Origin of the sequence: Microbacterium resistens, from assembly GCF_031456305.1 — a bacterium.
GTDB classification, from domain to species: Bacteria; Actinomycetota; Actinomycetes; order Actinomycetales; family Microbacteriaceae; genus Microbacterium; species Microbacterium resistens_A.
Genome location: NZ_JAVDUM010000006.1, coordinates 163,764 through 180,429 on the forward strand (window position 1 = coordinate 163,764; position 16,666 = coordinate 180,429).

11 protein-coding genes are annotated in these 16,666 nt (G+C 72.1%); 4 read left to right on the forward strand and 7 right to left on the reverse strand.

All coding sequences use genetic code 11. From position 1 onward, the window contains the following. Positions 1-18: 18 nt before the first annotated feature. A complete protein-coding gene (locus J2Y69_RS08660) occupies positions 19-888 on the forward strand; it encodes a DNA-methyltransferase (RefSeq protein WP_310019730.1) in 870 nt (289 codons plus the stop codon). Positions 889-1,215: 327 nt separating this feature from the next. On the opposite strand, the gene J2Y69_RS08665 is transcribed toward J2Y69_RS08660, so the two are convergent. After that, positions 1,216-2,112 (reverse strand): LysR substrate-binding domain-containing protein, encoded by an 897-nt coding sequence (locus tag J2Y69_RS08665; RefSeq protein WP_310019643.1) that lies wholly within the window; start codon positions 2,110-2,112, stop codon positions 1,216-1,218. 137 nt (positions 2,113-2,249) lie between these two features. On the opposite strand from J2Y69_RS08665, the gene J2Y69_RS08670 reads away from it, so the two are divergent. Further along, positions 2,250-5,729, forward strand: coding sequence for a bifunctional proline dehydrogenase/L-glutamate gamma-semialdehyde dehydrogenase (locus J2Y69_RS08670; RefSeq protein ID WP_310019645.1), 3,480 nt, complete (start codon positions 2,250-2,252; stop codon positions 5,727-5,729). 372 nt (positions 5,730-6,101) lie between these two features. On the opposite strand, the gene J2Y69_RS08675 is transcribed toward J2Y69_RS08670, so the two are convergent. Together J2Y69_RS08675 and J2Y69_RS08680 are read right to left on the reverse strand one after the other, a co-directional pair. Continuing rightward, complete coding sequence (locus tag J2Y69_RS08675; protein WP_310019647.1) at positions 6,102-7,586, reverse strand: carboxylesterase/lipase family protein; 1,485 nt, start codon at positions 7,584-7,586, stop codon at positions 6,102-6,104. A gap of 36 nt (positions 7,587-7,622) precedes the next feature. Next, a complete protein-coding gene (locus J2Y69_RS08680; protein ID WP_310019649.1) occupies positions 7,623-8,189 on the reverse strand; it encodes a TetR/AcrR family transcriptional regulator in 567 nt (188 codons plus the stop codon). A gap of 162 nt (positions 8,190-8,351) precedes the next feature. Here J2Y69_RS08680 and J2Y69_RS08685 point away from each other — a divergent pair, with 162 nt between their 5' ends. Continuing rightward, on the forward strand, positions 8,352-9,893 hold the full coding sequence (locus J2Y69_RS08685) for a carboxylesterase/lipase family protein (RefSeq protein ID WP_310019651.1): 1,542 nt from the start codon (positions 8,352-8,354) through the stop codon (positions 9,891-9,893). On the opposite strand, the gene J2Y69_RS08690 is transcribed toward J2Y69_RS08685, so the two are convergent. Continuing rightward, positions 9,863-10,567 (reverse strand): TetR/AcrR family transcriptional regulator, encoded by a 705-nt coding sequence (locus J2Y69_RS08690; RefSeq protein ID WP_310019653.1) that lies wholly within the window; start codon positions 10,565-10,567, stop codon positions 9,863-9,865. The two genes, J2Y69_RS08685 and J2Y69_RS08690, sit on opposite strands and share 31 nt — an antisense overlap. Before the next feature lie 128 nt (positions 10,568-10,695). Between J2Y69_RS08690 and J2Y69_RS08695 the strand changes: the two genes are divergently transcribed. Then, entirely contained in the window at positions 10,696-12,984 is a 2,289-nt protein-coding gene (locus tag J2Y69_RS08695) for a glycoside hydrolase family 3 C-terminal domain-containing protein (protein WP_310019654.1), read from the forward strand. 352 nt (positions 12,985-13,336) lie between these two features. Here J2Y69_RS08695 and J2Y69_RS08700 read toward each other — a convergent pair whose 3' ends face one another. The 3 genes from J2Y69_RS08700 to galK form a co-directional block, all read right to left on the reverse strand. After that, positions 13,337-13,891: a GNAT family N-acetyltransferase gene (locus J2Y69_RS08700; protein ID WP_310019656.1), complete on the reverse strand. Its 555-nt coding sequence runs from the start codon at positions 13,889-13,891 to the stop codon at positions 13,337-13,339. A gap of 335 nt (positions 13,892-14,226) precedes the next feature. Beyond that, complete coding sequence (galE, locus tag J2Y69_RS08705) at positions 14,227-15,204, reverse strand: UDP-glucose 4-epimerase GalE (protein ID WP_310019658.1); 978 nt, start codon at positions 15,202-15,204, stop codon at positions 14,227-14,229. Positions 15,205-15,266: 62 nt separating this feature from the next. Further along, positions 15,267-16,475, reverse strand: coding sequence for a galactokinase (gene galK / locus J2Y69_RS08710; RefSeq protein WP_310019661.1), 1,209 nt, complete (start codon positions 16,473-16,475; stop codon positions 15,267-15,269). Positions 16,476-16,666 lie beyond the last annotated feature (191 nt).

A 16,666-nucleotide genomic window follows, 5' to 3' on the forward strand; every position in this document is an offset into this window, starting at 1 on the left:
GAGGTCGGTGCGGTCGAGATCCTCGAGGGTGACAGCCTGGCGGCTGCGGCCTCGTTGCCCGATGGATCGTTCACACTGGTCTATCTCGATCCGCCGTTCAACACCGGCCGAACGCAGGAACGTCACGCCGTCTCAGCGCGGCGAGCCGATCCGCCCGTCGCAGCGGACGCCGCGGCCGAGACGGAGGGCGCGGTCGGGGTAGCGGTCGAGGTCAATCGGGGCTTCCACGGGCACCGCTACGAGCGGGTGCGGAGTCTCCTGCACGCCTACGACGACCGGTTCGACGACTACGGCGACTTCCTCATGCCCCGGCTGGAGGAGGCGTGGCGGCTCCTCGCGTCCGACGGCACCCTCTACCTGCACCTCGACTATCGCGAGGCGCACTATGCCAAGGTGATGCTCGACGCCGTGTTCGGTCGCGACCATTTCCTCAACGAGATCATCTGGGCCTACGACTACGGGGCGAAGCCGCGGACGCGCTGGCCCACGAAGCACGACACGATCCTCGTCTACGTGAAGACCCCCGGCGAGCACGTGTTCAACGTGGACGACATCGAGCGCGAGCCGTACATGGCCCCCGGCCTGGTCAGCGCTGAGAAGGCTGAGCGCGGCAAGCTCCCGACCGACGTGTGGTGGCACACGATCGTGCCGACCTCCGGCCGGGAGAAGACGGGCTATCCGACGCAGAAGCCCGAGGGAGTCCTGAGGCGGATCGTGCAGGCCTCCAGTCGTCCAGGCGATCGGGTGCTGGACCTGTTCGCGGGCAGCGGTACCACCGGTGCCGTCGCGTCCGCGCTGGGTCGGGACGCGGTGCTCGTCGACCTGAACCCCGAAGCGATCCGGGTGATGCAGGAGCGGATCCCGCACGCGACGGTCCGCCGGCTCTGACTCGGGCCGGGCCTGCGGGTCGTTTCTGGCCCGGACTGGGGGTGGTCGCCGTTTCTGGCCGGGCGGCTGTTGCGGGCCGTTTCTGTCCCGCCGTGGCACTTCTTGTGGGTTCAACCCCCATCGAACCCACGGAACCTGCCACGGCGGGGCAGAAACGGTGGTGGCGGGGCGATGGGGCTCACGGTCAGCCTCTGGCCCGCCCGAAGTGCCCCAGCGTGGCAGGTTCTGCGGGTTGACACGCCGCCCAACCCGCAAGAAGTGCCACGGCGGGGCATCGCAGCGCCGAGGGAAGCAACTCCAACCTCAACCCCCGAACCGCCCCGGCCATCAGGCCCGGAGGGGGAAGGCGTCCTGGAGGGCGGACTGGACGAGGGCGATGGCGTCGGACTCGCGCGCCGCCTCGCGCACGGCCGTGAAGATCTCGCGCACCGGGGTTCCTGGCAGGTCGGCGAGCGTCACGCCGGGGCGGTCGTCGCCCCAGATGAGGTCGGGCAGCATCCCGACCGCGTGGCCGGCCGCGATCAGGCGGACGTGCGCCGTGAGATCGGCTGCCTCGAACCGCACGTCCGGCTCGAAACCCGCCGCGCGGCACTGCTGCACGGCCCACTGCCGCGCGGCGGATCCCGGAGGTTCCATCACCCACGCCCGATCCCGGAGCCGTGTCAGGGGAACGGGGTCCTCGGCGGGCGGGAGGACGAGACGGATGGGGTCCTCACCGATCAGCGTGTGCACCGTCCCCCCGCGACGCTCGCGCGTGTGCCCGGGGTACTGCTCGGCGATGACGAGGTCGAAGCGGCGCGCGGTGAGCTCGAACAGTCCCTCCTCCGGCGGCGCCTCGGCCATCTCCACCCGAAGATCGGGAGCGCGGACGGCGAGCAGGCTCAGCGCCGAGGGAACGAGGGACTCCGCCGCCGTGGGCATCGCGCTGATGCGCACCGGCTCGGCGCGCCCCGGGGTCGTGGCGAGAGCCTGACGCGCCGCCTCGTCGAGCTCCAGGATCCGCGCGGCGTGCTCGGCGAGCAGCCGCCCTTGCGCGGTGAGACGGATCCGGCGGCCGTCCGGCTCCAGGAGGGCGGTCCCGGCCTCGCGCTCCAAGAGGGCGAGCTGCTGCGACACCGTGGACGGGCTGTAGGAGAGGCTCGCGGCGACCTCGGCGATCGTGCCCCGCAGCGCGAACTCGTGCAGCAGGCGCAGTCTGCGCAGCTCGAACATGAGACCTCCCAAAGCATCGACGATATCGAAGATTATCCGTCACTAATCATCGCTTTTCATAGATGGTGAAGAAGTCCAGGCTGGGACCGATACCTGCACGCCTCCCGCGTCCTCCTCCCTTCCGACTCCCCTTCCGAATCCGAGGAACCATGACCGTCATCGATCCCTCCGTCAGCGCCGCGCCGGGCGCCGACTCCGCAGATCTCGCCGCCCTCGCCGACGATGCCGTCGCGCTGGTCCGCCGCTGGCTCGTCGAGAGCCGCGAGGTCCCCGTCGACGCCGCGGCGCAGCGCCTCGCCGGCGTCCTCCGCGACGAGAACGGCCTGGACTTCACGGTCGGATTCGTCGACGGCGTCGTCCGCCCCGAGGACACGAAGGTCGCCGCCCGGAAGCTCCGCGAGCTCGTGCCGCTCACGCCGAAGTTCCTGCCGGCGCCGCTCCGCGGGGCGATCGCCCTCGGCGGGGCCTTCGCCCCGGCCTTCCCCGGCATCGTCGTGCCGATCAGCCGCCGGGTGCTGCGCGGCATGGTCCGCCACCTCATCGTGGACGCCCGCGACGACAAGCTCGGCGCCGCGATCCGCCGGATCCGCGAGGCGCAGGACGTGCGCCTGAACGTGAACCTCCTCGGAGAGGCGATCCTCGGGCGCGACGAGGCCGCCCGTCGGCTGGAGGGCACCCGCCGCCTGCTCCTCCGCGACGACGTCGACTACGTGTCGATCAAGGTCTCCTCGACCGTCGCCCCGCACAGCCCCTGGGCGTTCGACGAGGCCGTCGACCACGCCGCCGAGGCGCTCCTCCCGCTCTACCGGATCGCGGCGACCGCGCGGTCGGGCCGGAAGTTCATCAACCTCGACATGGAGGAGTACAAGGACCTCGATCTCACGATCGCGGTCTTCACCTCGATCCTGGACCGGCCGGAGTTCCGCGACCTCGAAGCGGGCATCGTCCTGCAGGCCTACCTGCCGGACGCCCTGGGCGCCATGGCGCGCCTGCAGGAGTGGGCGGCCGCCCGCGTCGCCTCGGGCGGGGCGCCGATCAAGGTGCGGGTCGTCAAGGGCGCGAACCTCCCGATGGAGACCGTGGACGCCGAGACCCACGGCTGGCCGCTCGCCACCTGGTCCTCCAAGCAGGAGTCCGACTCCTCCTACAAGGCGGTGCTGGAGTACGCCCTGCGCCCCGAGCACATCGGCAACGTGCGGATCGGCGTGGCCGGTCACAACCTGTTCGACATCGCTCTGGCATGGCTCCTCGCGGAGAAGCGCGGCGTCACGAAGGGCATCGAGTTCGAGATGCTGCTGGGCATGGCATCCGCGCAGGCGACCGTCGTCAAGCGCACGGTCGGCTCGCTGCTGCTCTACACGCCCGTCGTCCACCCCGACGAGTTCGACGTCGCGATCGCCTACCTGATCCGTCGCCTCGAAGAGGGGGCGTCGTCGGAGAACTTCATGTCCGCGGTGTTCGACCTCGACGCCGACCCTGCGCTGTTCGACCGCGAGAAGGAGCGCTTCCTCGCCTCCGTGCGGACCGTCCCCGTGGGCATCCCGGCCTCGAACCGCGTGCAGGACCGCACGGCGGCGGCCGAGCCCGGTCTGCGCGGCGGCTTCCTGAACGCGGCCGACACCGATCCCAGCCTCGCGCCGAACCGCGCGTGGGGAGATGCGATCCGCTCCCGGATGGAGGGCTCGACGCTCGGCGACGAGACGGTCCGGGCGCACACGCTGTCCACCGTCGCGCAGGTCGAGTCGGCGATCGCGACCGCCGTCGCCGCCGGCGAGTCCTGGCGCGCGCTGGGCGCCGAGGGGCGTGCCGAGATCCTGCACCGCGCGGGGGACGTGCTCGAAGCGCGCCGCGGCGACCTCCTGGAGGTCATGGGCTCCGAGGCCGGCAAGGTCCTGGAGCAGGGCGACCCCGAGGTCTCCGAGGCGATCGACTTCGCGCACTACTACGCCGAGAGCGCTCGCCGCCTCGTCGACGTCGACGGCGCGGAGTCCCGGCCGGTGGGGCTCACAGTGGTCACCCCGCCGTGGAACTTCCCGGTGGCGATCCCCGCGGGATCCGTGCTCTCCGCCCTCGCGACCGGCTCGCCCGTGATCATCAAGCCCGCCCGCCAGGCCCGGCGCTCCGGCGCGGTGATGGTCGAGGCGCTGTGGGAGGCGGGCGTTCCCCGCGAGGTGCTGCAGTACGTGCAGCTCGACGGACGCGACCTCGGCACGGCGCTGGTGAGCGACCCCGCCGTGGGGCGCGTGATCCTCACGGGCGGGTACGAGACCGCCGAGCTGTTCCGCGGCTTCCGCCCCGACCTGCCGCTCCTCGCCGAGACCAGCGGCAAGAACGCGATCATCGTCACCCCGAGCGCCGACCTCGACCTCGCCGCGAAGGACGTCGCCTACTCGGCGTTCGGCCACGCCGGACAGAAGTGCTCGGCGGCCTCGCTCGTGGTGCTCGTCGGATCGGCCGCACAGTCCGAGCGCTTCCGCCGCCAGCTCGTCGACGCGGTGCGCTCCTACGACGTCGGTGCCCCCAGCGACGGCTCCAGCCGCATCGGACCGCTGATCGGCCCGGCCGAGGGCAAGCTCCTGGGTGCGCTCACCGAGCTCAAGGGCGGGGAGCGCTGGCTGCTCCAGCCGGAGAGGCTCGACGCCGCGGGGCAGCTCTGGCGTCCCGGCATCCGCGAGGGCGTCGTGCGCGGCTCCGAGTTCCATCGGGTCGAGTACTTCGGTCCTGTCCTCGGCATCATGACCGCGTCCACGCTCGATGAGGCGATCGACATCGTCAACGACATCGACTACGGCCTCACCTCGGGCCTGCACTCGCTCGACGAGGACGAGGTCCAGCGCTGGCTCGCACGGATCGAGGCGGGCAACGTGTATGTCAACCGCGGCACCACCGGCGCGATCGTGCAGCGTCAGCCCTTCGGCGGCTGGAAGAAGGCCGCGGTGGGCGCCGGCTCCAAGGCCGGCGGCCCGAACTACCTCGTCGGTCTCGCCGACTGGGCCGACGCACCGGTCCGCACCTCGCGGACGCTCGACGCCCTCGCCTCCTCGGCCGTGGCAGCGGTGGCGGCTGCGGACGGCGATGCTGCGGACGCCGACTGGCTTCGGGCGGCGCTCGCCACGGACATCGACGCCTGGGAGTCGGAGTTCGGGATCGTGCGCGATGCGACGGGCCTCGAGACCGAGCAGAACGCGCTGCGCTACCAGGCGCTGCCGGTGACCGTGCGCTTCGAGGGCGAGCGGACGGCTGAGCTCCTCCGTGTCGTGGCCGCCGGGCGCAGGGCACAGGCCCGGGTGACGGTGAGCGCCGCATCGCCGCTGCCCGCAGCCGTGCTGACCTGGCTCGGCGCGCACGACGTGACCGTCGTGACGGAGGACGCCGCCGCCTGGGCGACGCACGCCGCACGTCTCGCCGCCCGCGACGGCCGGGTGCGGCTGATCGGTGCCACGGCCGCGGAGACCGCTGCCGCCGTGAACGGGTCGCCGAGCCTCGCGATCTACGCGAACCCGGTGGTCTCCGCCGGCCGGGTGGAGATGCTGACGTTCCTGCGCGAGCAGGCCGTCTCCGTCACCGCGCACCGCTTCGGCACCCCGCACCGCTACGAGATCCCGCTGCTGGACCCGGTCCGCGACTGATCCGCTGCTGGGCCCCGTCCGCCCTGCCCCCTCCCGCCTCGGGAGGGGGCAGGGCTTCTTCATGCGCTGTGATTCCTCGCTCGCGGTGCTCTTTCCCTGCTCGCTGCTCTTTCCTGTGCGCTGTTCTTCCCTGCTCGCGCTGTGAGTTTCTTCCTTCGCGCTGCTGTTTCCTGCTCGCGCTGCGGAAATAGGTGCAGCGTGAGCAGGAAAAAGCAGCGCGAGCGTCGGCGGGCGGGAAACAGCAGCCCGAAGCCCCGACGGGTAGGAAAGAGCAGCGCGAAGCCAGAAGGCAGGAAAAGGCAGCACGAAGCCCCGGCGGGAACGGCAGGAACGGCGGGAACGGCAGCGCAAGCCGAGCCCCAGAACTGAAGGTCAGGCCAGGGGGAGGGCGTTGTCGTAGGCGGTCGGGGAGATCGGGGGATCGGCCGGGGCGGCGCCGAAGACGCGGGCGGTCCCGGGCTCCAAGCTCCAGAGCGGCCAGCCGGGATCCCCGTCGCGGATGAACGACACCGCGGCGGCGTGCATCGCGGTCGCGAGGGACTGGGGCGGCGCGTCGCCGGCGATGCGCGCGACGTGCGGCTCGTCGAGGCAGTCGAACCAGAACGGCACGTCGAGGCAGTGCAGCGCCCAGCCCCGTGCCGGGGAGACCCAGGCGAAGCGGTAGGCCCAGGTCGGCGCGGACGCGCGGGCCTCGGCCACGCGCACGACGAGCGACCGGAAGACGACATCCGTCACATAGCGGCCGAGGAGCGCGGCGGTTCCCTTGCGTCGCTGCGGACGGTTCGCCGCGAGATAGGCGCGACGGGTGGCGCGGTCGCGCAGGACCCGGGCGAGGAGCCAACTTCCCGGGATGAGGCGCAGCCGACCCCGCAGATCATCGAGGACCATGGTGAACTCGTCATCGGCGGCGCCCAGCAGGAGCGGCTTCCCCGCACCCGCCCCGCCGCGCAGTGCGTCGACGGTCGGCCGCTCGATGAGGTCGCCGTCGACCACGGGCCCCCAGGGGAGTCCGTGGCGGAGCACGTCGGTCGCGGCGGCGACCCCCGTGGCGCCCAGGAGCGCGGCCTTCGGCTGAAGCTGCAGGATGCGCTTCTCCGGGACGCTCCGGAACCCGTCGAGGTCGGGCGTGCATCCGGCGAGCTCCGCCAGCAGTCGCGACCGTGCCTCCACCCGCTCGCGGGGGATATCCCCGAGGGCTCCGGAGAGGGAGATGGTGTGGTGGAAGAGGTGTTGGGCGGTGGGGATGGCGAGGAGGGTGAGGACGGCTCCGCCTCCGGCGGACTGCCCGGCGATGGTGACCCTTCCCGGGTCTCCGCCGAACGCGGCGATGTTCTCCTGCACCCATTCCAGTGCGGCGATCCAGTCCCGCACGCCCCGGTTCGAGGGGGCGCCATCGATCCATCCGAACCCGTCGAACCCCAACCGGTACGACACCGACACCGTCACCACACCATCACGATTGAACGCCCGACCGTCATACCACTCACTCGCCGGCGAACCGTCGACGTAGCCGCCGCCGTGGATCCACACCATCACCGGCAGGGCGGGGCCGGCGGAGGGATCCGGGGTGAACACGTTCACGTTCAGGATCGAGGCGCCGGGGATGCTCGGCTCGGGGATCAGGGTCTCGCCCTTGTCGCCGCGCTGCGCGGTCGGCCCGTATGCGGTGGCGTCGCGCACCTCGGTCCACGGCTCCGGCGGCACGGGCGCGGCGAAGCGGAGGGGACCTACCGGCGGCTGCGCGAACGGAATGCCGAGGAACGCGGCCGATGAGCCGTCGCCGCCAGGGCGTCCGCGCCAGAACCCGCGGACGGGGCCCTTCGCGGTCGTGACGATCGGGGAGGCCGCGGAGTCCATGCCTGCCAGCGTATCCGCGCAGATCCCGAGGAGGGCTCAGGAGCGGAGGAGGTCGAGGAAGCGCTCGATGTCGCCCGGCATGTCCACGGTGTCATCCAGCAGCCATGCGGCCTGCAGGCCGTCGGCGAGGGCGTGCAGGGAGCGGACCACCCATGCCGGGTCCAGGTCGGCGCGGATCCGGCCGGCGGCCTGCGCCGCGGCGACGACGGCCTGGAAGGGCCCCTCCAGCCGTTCCGTCCGCTCCTGGAAGAAGCGACGGGCGGGGTGCTCCTCGTCCCCCGCCTCGGCGGCCAGCTGGGCGTACAGACGGACGAGCCCCGGCACCGTGGCGTTGTGCGCGACCACGTCCAGGAACGCCGCCATCGCGTCCTCGCGCTCGTAGGCGACGGTGTCCTTCTCGTCCCGCGCGCGCAGGATCGCGAGGAAGAGCTCATCCTTGCTCCCGAAGTAGTGCAGGAGCCCCGCGGGGCTGAGGCCCACGGCGTCGGCGATCTCGCGGACGGACGCCGCGCGGTAGCCGCTGCCGGCGATCACGGCCAGCGCGGCATCGAGGATCTCCTCTCTTTTGGCGATCCCCTTCGCATACGCCCCCCGTGCAGCCATGCCGTCCAGCGTATCGATCGCATCGAGGCGAAACCCCAACGATGTTCGCTTCCTGCCCCTGCCCCTTGCGGTGCTCGGGGATTTCTGAGACCGTTTCCCCAGTGTGAATACCAAACATGGTTTGGGTTTAACGTTCGCGATCCCGCCGGAACGAGGAGAGAGATGACATCCCCCATCAGCGCATCCGAGGAGCCGCTGCCCGAGCGCCCGGCCGACGTCGGGCATCCGGAGGTGCAGACCGCGGCGGGCCGGGTGCGTGGTCGCTGGCGCACGAGCGGGTCCGGTGGGGCGGAGGGGCGTCGTGCCGTCCGGTCCGCCGCGTTCCTCGGCATTCCGTTCGCGCAGCCGCCGGTAGGTCCCCTCCGCTTCGCCGCACCCGTTCCCGCGGCTCCGTGGGAGGGCGTGCTCGACGCCGCCGCGTACGGCGCGACGGCGCAGCGCGGGGACCCCGGAGTGACGCTGATCCCCGAGCCGAGCATCGAGGGCGAGAGCACCCTGAACGTGAACGTGTTCACGCCGAGTCCGGAGTGGCCCGCCGCGGGCTCCGGGCTCCCCGTCCTCGTCTGGATCCATGGAGGGGGGTACTTCGCGGGTTCGCCGGCGAGTGAGTGGTATGACGGTCGGGCGTTCAATCGTGATGGTGTGGTGACGGTGTCGGTGTCGTACCGGTTGGGGTTCGACGGGTTCGGATGGATCGATGGCGCCCCCTCGAACCGGGGCGTGCGGGACTGGATCGCCGCACTGGAATGGGTGCAGGAGAACATCGCCGCGTTCGGCGGAGACCCGGGAAGGGTCACCATCGCCGGGCAGTCCGCCGGAGGCGGAGCCGTCCTCACCCTCCTCGCCATCCCCACCGCCCAACACCTCTTCCACCACACCATCTCCCTCTCCGGAGCCCTCGCCGACGTGTCGTCCGCGCGCGCCGAGGCGTTCGGGCGCGCCCTTGCGGCGGAGGCGGGCGTGGAGCCGACGGTGGCGGGTTTCTCCTCGCTCACCGAGGAGCGGATCCTCGCGCTGCAGAAGAAGGCGACCGAGCTCGGCGCCGATTCCCTCGGCACGATGGTCGAGGAGGGGCTGCCGCTCGGGCCGACCGTCGACGGCGACCTGCTGCCCCGGCCGACCCGTGAGGCGCTGCGGGCCGGCGTTGGCGCCGACAAGCCGCTCGTCCTCGGCGCGACCGATGACGAGTTCACCATGGCCTTCGCCGATGCGGGGCCGGCCCTGCGCTGGGTGCCTCGCTCGATCCTGCTGCGGAAGCTGGGGCTCTCCGGATCCGCCCGGCGCGCGTATCTCGCCGCCAACGCCGACGTTGTCGCCAAGGGCAAGGCGCGCCTGGCCGGACGGCTCCTCACGGACCGGATGTTCCGCACGGCCGTGCTGCGGATCGCGGGCGATCGGGGCGCGGCCCCCACCTGGGTCTACCGCTTCTCCTGGCCGTCGGGGCACTTCGGGTTCGCGGAGCACTGTCTCGACGTGCCGTTCTTCTTCGACTGCCTGGACGGCCCGGCCATCGAGCCGCTCGCCGGCCCGAACCCGCCGCAGGGGCTCGCCGACGAGGTGCACGGCGCGGCCGTCGCGTTCATCGAGGGCGGGGATCCGGGGTGGCCGCGCTACGACGATGCCGCCCGGGCGACGCGCGTGTTCGACGTCCTGTCCCGCGACGAGAGGGACGCCTACGCCTCGGTGCGCCCGCTGCTGGGCTGACGGCCTGAAGCCCGGTCGTCCGTCGGCTGGTCGCTCACGGGCTGGTCGTCCGTGGCCCGCTCGTCCGCCAACCCCCGATCGGGGAGGAGGAGTGCGAAGAGAGCGTCGACGACGACGGCCATGTCCAGCTCCGGCTCCACGAGCCACTGCATCTGCGCGCCGTCGGTGACGGCCTGGAGGAGTCGTGCCAGGAGGGCGGGGTCGACCCGATCGGTCACCCGTCCCGACTCCTGGGCGGCGGCGATCGTCGTCGCCCAGGCGTCGCGCATGGCGTCGCCGCGCTCGCGGAAGAACGCGCGGGAGGGGTGCTGTGGATTCGCGGCATCCGCCGAGAGGCGGGTGAACAGCTCGACGAGCCCCGGGACCTCGGCGTTGTGCCGGATGAGGTCGAGGTAGGCCTCGCGGACCTCGTCGATCTCCTGACCGAGCGCGTCGCCGATCGCTTCGCCGCGCTCGGTCATGTCCAGCTCGTCGCGCGTGCGGAGGATCTCGACGAACAGCTCGTCCTTGCCCTCGAAGTAGTGCAGGAGGCCCGCCTGGCTCAGTCCGACCTCCTCGGCGAGCTCCCTCACGGAGGCGCCGTGGTAGCCCTCGCGGGCGACGACCGACAGTGCCGAGCGCAGGATCTCCTCGCGTTTGGCGATGCCTTTCGCATAGGAGCCACGTCGTGTCATCCCTTGAGGATAGACGTCTCTTGTGGCTCCGCCGAGTAAAACCGAGTAACACTTGCTTTTTGGGATCCGACCTGATTCCCTGATTCCAGACGCCGTCGTCCGGCGTCTCATCGCAGAAGGAGCCCGCCATGACCGACCGCCCCCAGGACGTCCTCTCGTCGCTCAGCATCGAGGAGAAGGCCTCGCTCACCAGCGGCGCCGACTTCTGGACGACGAAGGGGGTCGAGAGCGCGGGCATCCCGTCGATCATGCTCACCGACGGCCCGCACGGGCTTCGTAAGCAGGAGGCCGAGAGCGATCACCTGGGCCTCGGCGCGAGCGTCCCCGCCACCTGCTTCCCGCCGGCCACGGCGCTCGGGTCCACCTTCGACCCGGAGCTCGCCGCACGCGTCGGCGTCGCCCTCGGCGTCGAGTCCGCGATCGAGGACGTCGCGGTCATCCTCGGCCCCGGCATCAACATCAAGCGCTCGCCGCTGTGCGGGCGCAACTTCGAGTACGTCTCCGAGGACCCGATCCTGTCCGGGGCGATCGGCGCCGGGCTCGTCACGGGCATCCAGTCGCAGGGCGTCGGCTCCTCGCTCAAGCACTTCGCGGCCAACAACCAGGAGAGCGATCGGATGCGCGCGTCGAGCGACATCGATCCGCGTCCGCTCCGGGAGATCTACCTGCGCGGGTTCGAGCGCGTGGTGAAGGACGCGCAGCCCTGGACCGTGATGTGCTCCTACAACCGCATCAACGGCGTCTACGCCTCGGAGGATCCGTGGCTGCTCACCGAGGTGCTCCGTGACGAGTGGGGCTTCGAGGGGCTCGTCGTCTCGGACTGGGGAGCGGTGAACGACCGGGTCGCGGCCCTCGTCGCGGGCCTGGACCTGGAGATGCCGTCCAGCGGCGGGCGGACCGATGCGCAGGTCGCGGCGGCTGCCGCGTCCGATGCGCCGGTCGCCGCCGCGCTCGACCTCGCCGCGGGACGGATGCTCGACCTCGTGGCCAAGGCAGGACGCCGCCCCGCGGTGGACGGGCCGCTCGACGTCGAGGCCCACCACGCCCTCGCCCGTGAGGTCGCAGGGCGGTCCATCGTGCTGCTGAAGAACGACGACGCCGACGGCGCTCCGCTCCTGCCGCTCTCGCTGTCGGCGTCGCTGGCGGTCATCGGCGAGTTCGCCCGCACGCCGCGCTACCAGGGCGGCGGCTCCTCGCACATCAACCCGACCAGGGTCGACACCGCCCTCGACGCGCTCTCCGAGGGCGCGGGGGACCGTGTCGCGTTCGCGCCGGGCTTCGCCTTCGATCCGCAGACCCCCGCCGACCAGCTCGACGCGCTCCGCGACGAGGCCGTGGCGCTCGCGGCGTCCCGCGACGTCGCCGTCGTCTTCCTCGGCCTCACCGAGGCCGAGGAGTCGGAGGGCTTCGACCGCGAGCACATCGACCTCCCCGCGGCGCAGCTCGCACTGCTCGACGCGGTGATCGCCGTGAACCCCCGCGTGGTGGTCGTCCTCTCCAACGGCGCCGTCGTCGCCCTGCCCTTCGTCGACCGGGTCCCCGCGGTCGTCGAGGCGTGGCTGCTGGGCCAGGCCGGCGGGTCCGCGACCGCCGATGTGCTCCGCGGCATCGTCAACCCCTCCGCCCGCCTCGCCGAGACGATCCCGCTGCGCATCGAGGACACCCCGGCCTACGGGAACTTCCCCGGCTCCTTCGGGCACGTCCGCTACGGCGAGGGGATCCTCGTGGGCTACCGCTGGTACGACGCGCGACGGATGGCGGTGGCCTACCCGTTCGGCCACGGTCTGTCCTACACCTCGTTCGCCTACGGGGACGCCGCGGTCTCGGTGCAGGCTTCCGGGGATCTGCAGGTGACGGTCGCGGTGACGAACTCCGGGGACCGCGGCGGCCGCGAGGTCGTGCAGGCCTATGCCGCTCCGGTCTCGTCGATCGTCGAGCGCGCGCCGCGGGAGCTGAAGGCGTTCGCCTCGGTCGAGATCCCGGCGGGGGAGACCAGGGAGGTCTCGCTCGTGATCCGGCGCGAGGACCTCGCCTACTGGGACGTGCGCGTCGACCGCTTCGTCGTCGAGGGCGGCGACTACCGCATCGAGGTGGGGGCGTCGAGTCGGGACATCCGGGCGGCGGCCACGGTCGAGATCGTCGGCGACGAGGTGCGGCTCCCGCTCACCGCGGAGTCGTCGATCGCCGACATGCTGGCCCACCCGGTCGCGGGGCCCATCATGCAGGAGCAGTTCACGGCGATGCGCGAGAGCGCCGATGGCGCGATGGATGCCGGGATCATGGGGGACGAGGCCATCGCGAAGATGATGGCGTCCTTCCCGATCGGGCGCCTGGCGGGGTTCCCCGGCATGGGGGTGGACGGGGAGCAGCTCGCGCAGCTCATCGCGGTCGCCAACGGCGACGCCCCCTCGGCATAGCCGGGGCTTGCCGGCATAGCCGGGCCTCTCGGCCTTGCCGGCATAGCCGGGCCTCTCGGCATAGCCGGGCTTCTCGGCGTTGCCGGGCCTGTCGGCCTCATCGGTCCCTCGGCGTAGCCGAGCTTGCCGGCGTCGTCGGCCTGCCGGACCTTCCCGTCGCGTAGCCCGTCGGCGGGACGTTCCCGTCGCGATCTCTGCCGTTCCTGTTCCGCTCCCGTCGCGATTTATGCCGCCTCGGAGCCGTGGAAGCGGCACAAATCGCGACGGGAGCGAGGTGGCGGACGCGGTGTAGGCGGGTCGGGCGACGGCGGGTCGGGCGGATGCGTGGCGCGGGCTGGAGCCGGCCGGCGGGTCAGGCGAACTGCGTGACCCGGCGACGTTCGAGCAAGGTGAGGCCGGGCCGCTCCTCGACCTTCGTCGCGCCGTCCTCGATCCAGCCGTGGCTCTCGTAGAAGGCGGCCGCACGCACGTTGCCGTCGAGGACCCAGAGGTACGCCGAGCGATGTCCGTCCTCGCGCAGCTCCTGCTCGACTGCGGTGATCAGCGCGTGTCCCACTCCGCGCGACCAGACGGCGGGATGGGCGTAGAGCCCCCATAGCTCGCCGCCGTCCGATCCGTCGTCGCGGGGTTCGCCGAAGGACGCCCAGCCGACGACCTCACCGTCGGCCTCGGCCACGATCGTGCGCGATGCGGGTCCGCGGGCGCCCGCCCGTCCGGCCCGGGTTCCGGCCCCGGTTCCGGTTCCGGTTCCGGAGAGGATTCGTTCCCAGCCCGCCTCGCGCTGCGGGATCGAGAGACGGTCGAGCACCTCCTGCGGCATCAGACCGCGGTACGCCGCCTGCCAGGCGCGGACATGCACGACCGCGATCCCATGCGCATCGGCGGGGTCGGCGGGTCGGACCAGCATCCGACCATGGTACGAGGCATCCCGAACATCCCGAGGCATCCCGAACGTCCCCGAGGTGTCCCCGGGGTGTCCTCGCTGTGTCGCCGGGACGCTCCGGTCGCGAACCGCGCGTCGAACCCATCGTTCCCGTCGCGAATTATGCCGCTTTCACGCCTCAGAAGCGGCACAAATCGCGACGGGAGCGAGTAGAACGACGGACGGGACCGGACCAGGGACGAGACGGGCCGGGATCGGAACGAACGGGCCCGGACGGGCCGAGTCCGGACCGGATCGGGCCGGGCCTGCGCCGAACGGACGGGTCGAGGGCAGACCGCGCCGGGCGCCGGGCGGACGGGTCAGCCGGCGTTGCGGCGGGCCTCCCAGCCGGAGCGGACCATCTCGTCCACGTCGTGCCGCATCCTCCAGTCCAGGTCGCGGGCGGCCAGCTCGCCGGTCGCGACGATCCGATCCGGGTCCCCCGCGCGGCGCGGACCGATCTCGGGCACGAAAGCGATGCCGGTGACCCGCGCCATCGCGTCCATGATCTGACGGACGGAGAGGCCGTCGCCGGAGCCGAGGTTGTACGCGGGCTCGACGGGCTCCCCGGCCACCATGCGCTGCGCCGCGGCGACGTGCGCGAGCGCGATGTCGCCAACGTGCACGTAGTCGCGCACGTTGGTGCCGTCGGGGGTGTTGTAGTCGTCGCCGAAGATCTTCGGCGTGCGGCCCTCCAGCAGCGCCTCGAAGACGAGCGGGAAGAGGTTGTGCGGGCTACGGTCGGAGACGCTCGGATCGGCGGAGCCGACCACGTTGAAGTACCGGAGCGACGTGTGGCGGAGCGGGCGGTCGCCGGAGGCGGTGGCCGTCGCCTGGTCGCGCAGCAGCCACTCCCCGATGAGCTTGGACTCGCCGTACGGGCTCGCCGGGCGCTTCTCGGTGCCCTCGACCACGAGCGGCACGTCGGGCGTGCCGAACACGGCCGCGCTCGAGGAGAAGACGATGTTCGCGACGCCGGCCGCCTCCATCGCCTGGAGCACGACGCGCGTGCCCTCGACGTTCTGCTCGTAGGTGTGCAGCGGGCGCTGGACCGAGACGCCGGCGTACTTGTAGCCGGCCACGTGGATGACGCCCTGGACGTCGTGCTCGCGCAGGGTGTCCTCGATCAGCGCGCGATCGAGGATCGTGCCCTCGACGAACGCGACGTCCTCCGGCACGAACGACGCCTGGCCGCTGGAGAGGTCGTCGAGCACGACCGGCGCGATCCCCGCCGCCGCGAGTGCGCGCACCACGTGCGCTCCGATATAGCCGGCGCCGCCGGTGACAAGCCAGGACATGGGTCTCCTTCCAGAGCGCGATCGCGCGCGCCCATTCTCTCAGGCGTCCCGAGGCGGGACTCTCAGACGTCGCGGGACGGGCCGGCGGACGGTGTTACGGGAAAGATGTCCGGTTCCCCGAATCCGGAGGCGCGGAAGGCGTCGCGGACGGCGTTCGCGACGTCGCCCGTGCGATCGCGGTCGACCAGCGCGATCGCGGCGCCGCCGAACCCTCCGCCGGTCATCCGCGCGCCGACGGCGCCGGCGGAGACCGCGGCCTCCACGGCGGCGTCGAGCTCGGCGACCGAGATCTCGAAGTCGTCGCGCATCGAGCGGTGCGAGGCGGCGAGCAGGGGGCCCAGCGTCCGCGGGCCGCGATCCGTGAGGGCGGAGACGGCTTCGAGCACGCGCTCGTCCTCGGTGATCACGTGCCGCACTCGCCGGAAGGTGGCCTCGTCGAGGAGCTCGGCGGCGCGGGGCAGGTCCGCGGACGTCGCGTCGCGGAGGGCCGGGATGCCGAGGGCCGCCGCGCCGCGCTCGCACGCCTCGCGGCGATCCCGGTAGCCGCCGGTCGAGTGGGCGTGCTTCACGCGGGTGTCGATCACCAGCAGCTCGAGCCCGGCGTCCGCGAAGCCGAGGGGCACCGATCGCGTCTCCAGCGTCCGGCAGTCGAGGAAGGTCGCGGCATCCGGGCGGCCCAGCATCGACGACATCTGATCCATGATCCCGGTCGGCGCCCCGACGGCCTCGTTCTCGGCCCTGCGGCCGATCCGGGCGAGGGAGACGGCGTCGAGGCCGGTCTCCCACAGGTCGTTCAGCGCGGATCCCACGGCTCCCTCGATCGCGGCGGAGGAGGAGAGCCCGGCACCCACCGGCACGTCGGAGGCGATCGCGATGTCCGCGCCGAGGTGTTCGAGGTCGCGCGCGTGCTCCGTGCTCGCGCTCCGCAGCGCCCAGGCGACGCCGAGGACGTAGGCCGACCACTCCGGCACCGCCGGGGCGCCGGAGCTCGGGAACAGCCGGTCCAGATCTTCGACGGCCACCTCGACCGGCCCGTCCGCGAAGGACGATGCCACGCGGATCCGTCCGTCCCGTCGGATGCGTGCGGCCGCGGCCGTGCGGTGCTGGATGGCGAACGGAAGGACGAAGCCCTCGTTGTAGTCGGTGTGCTCGCCGATGAGGTTGACCCGTCCTGGCGCGGACCAGACCCCCTCCGGCGACGCTCCGGTCACCGACGTGAAGAGGGAGACCGCGCGGTCGAGGACTGGTGCGGTGGAGCGTCCGTGGTTCATGGGCGGATCCTTCGGTGGTTCGAGGTGTTCGAGGTGGTTCGAGATGGTGCGGGGGTGGGTGGTGCAGGTGCAGGTGCAGGCGGGTGTGATGGGTGCGGGTGCGGGTGCGGGTGCGGGTGCGGGTTGGGTTGGGGCGCGGGGCGTGGAGGCGCGGGTTGGGGTCCGTCCGCCCCGCCCGTGTCCCGATTCTG

Excerpts from the sequence above, each read along its gene's own strand:
- galK (WP_310019661.1), bottom strand. The coding sequence starts at position 16,475 with ATGAACCACGGACGCTCCACCGCACCAGTCCTCGACCGCGCGGTCTCC.
- J2Y69_RS08695 (WP_310019654.1), top strand. The coding sequence starts at position 10,696 with ATGACCGACCGCCCCCAGGACGTCCTCTCGTCGCTCAGCATCGAGGAG.
- galE (WP_310019658.1), bottom strand. The coding sequence starts at position 15,204 with ATGTCCTGGCTTGTCACCGGCGGCGCCGGCTATATCGGAGCGCACGTG.
- J2Y69_RS08675 (WP_310019647.1), bottom strand. The coding sequence starts at position 7,586 with ATGGACTCCGCGGCCTCCCCGATCGTCACGACCGCGAAGGGCCCCGTC.
- J2Y69_RS08680 (WP_310019649.1), bottom strand. The coding sequence starts at position 8,189 with ATGGCTGCACGGGGGGCGTATGCGAAGGGGATCGCCAAAAGAGAGGAG.
- J2Y69_RS08670 (WP_310019645.1), top strand. The coding sequence starts at position 2,250 with ATGACCGTCATCGATCCCTCCGTCAGCGCCGCGCCGGGCGCCGACTCC.
- J2Y69_RS08690 (WP_310019653.1), bottom strand. The coding sequence starts at position 10,567 with ATGACACGACGTGGCTCCTATGCGAAAGGCATCGCCAAACGCGAGGAG.
- J2Y69_RS08700 (WP_310019656.1), bottom strand. The coding sequence starts at position 13,891 with ATGCTGGTCCGACCCGCCGACCCCGCCGATGCGCATGGGATCGCGGTC.
- J2Y69_RS08685 (WP_310019651.1), top strand. The coding sequence starts at position 8,352 with ATGACATCCCCCATCAGCGCATCCGAGGAGCCGCTGCCCGAGCGCCCG.